This window comes from Chryseobacterium sp. UF-81 (assembly GCF_058245105.1).
In genome coordinates this window covers 1-1,263 of the sequence record NZ_JBSIBX010000024.1, presented here as the reverse complement: position 1 = coordinate 1,263, position 1,263 = coordinate 1, and the positions used below count along the sequence as shown (strand labels likewise).

Annotated in this window: 1 protein-coding gene; it reads left to right on the top strand. The window is 31.0% G+C overall.

What is annotated here, in order from left to right; genetic code table 11:
- Nucleotides 1–215: 215 nt before the first annotated feature.
- Nucleotides 216–1,220, top strand: coding sequence for an IS110 family transposase (locus AC4IFE_RS19975; RefSeq protein ID WP_490758870.1), 1,005 nt, complete (start codon nucleotides 216–218; stop codon nucleotides 1,218–1,220).
- Nucleotides 1,221–1,263: the final 43 nt, after the last annotated feature.

Here is a 1,263-nt window from a genome sequence, read left to right as displayed (position 1 = left end):
GCCTTTACTTTGTATTCAATTAAAAAGAGATAACTTTATTCAAAGAAAAGCAGAGGTGAACTATTCAATCTGCAAAGTTTATGACTTCTCTCTCGCATTAGTCCTCTGCTTTGTCTTTGAACCCGTTGAATAGCTTTAGATAGAATGATAGACATCAAGGTCTAATAAAGGCTTTAAAGAAATTCAACATTTTGTTTTAATCTAAACACTAAGTTATGAAAAAGTACAAAATTTTCACAGGAATTGATGTCTCAAAATCCACCCTCGATTTTTGTATTATTGATTCTGAGGGTAAAGTTCTGATGCAGGGAAAAACTACTAATAACACTAAAAGTATTAAGCAGCTATTGAGCACTCTTAAAAATCTGAAACAACCTTTGAATGAAGTATTGTTTTTGTTTGAAAATACTGGTTTTTACTCTATGCCATTGAATATTTTTCTTTCAGAAAGAGATTGTGACTTTGCAGAAATTCCAGCCCTGGAAATAAAAAGATCAAAAGGAATTACAAGAGGTAAATCTGATAAAACCGATGCAAAGGATATTGCTTTTTATGGTTTGAGACATCTTGACAAGATCGTACTCTCATCTGCATTGCAACTTGAAATTCTGCAGCTTAAATTTCTCTTTGCAGAAAGAGAAAAAGTGATAGAAGCTATTAAAGCTTTTAATTCTACCAATGAGGCCGAAGGATTTCTTCCTGAGACTGTTTTCAGGATTGTAAATCCTATAAACAAAAAAACTCTTATTTATTTAAAAAAAGTTCTTCAATCTATTGAAAAGAAAATCAATGAGATCATAGAACTCAATGAAAAACTAAAACAACAAAAATTACTGCTTAAAAGTATACCTGGTATTGGAGATATTACTGCTTTATATTTACTTTTGGCAACAAAAGGGTTCAGTGTGTTTAAGAACTGGAGGAATTTTGCATCTTATTCAGGTATTGCCCCTTTTGAGTATTGTTCAGGAACATCTGTAAGAGGACGAACAAAAGTAAATCATTTTGCTGACAAGAAGATGAAATCATTACTCCATCTTGTAGCTTTAAATTCCATAAGATATGACCTCGAAATGAAGAGTTATTATCAGAAAAAGAAAGACGAAGGAAAACATACCTTGCTGGTTTTAAATAATATAAAATGCAAAATTGTAAGCAGAGCTTTTGCTGTAATATCCAGACAAACTCCTTTTGTAAACACTTACAAATTTGCATCTTAATTTTTAATAAATTTTACTTGCTTTTTAACATAGAATGCGAGAG

Bases quoted from the DNA above. Each gene is read 5' to 3' on its own strand.
- AC4IFE_RS19975 (WP_490758870.1), top strand. From the start codon at position 216: ATGAAAAAGTACAAAATTTTCACAGGAATTGATGTCTCAAAATCCACC.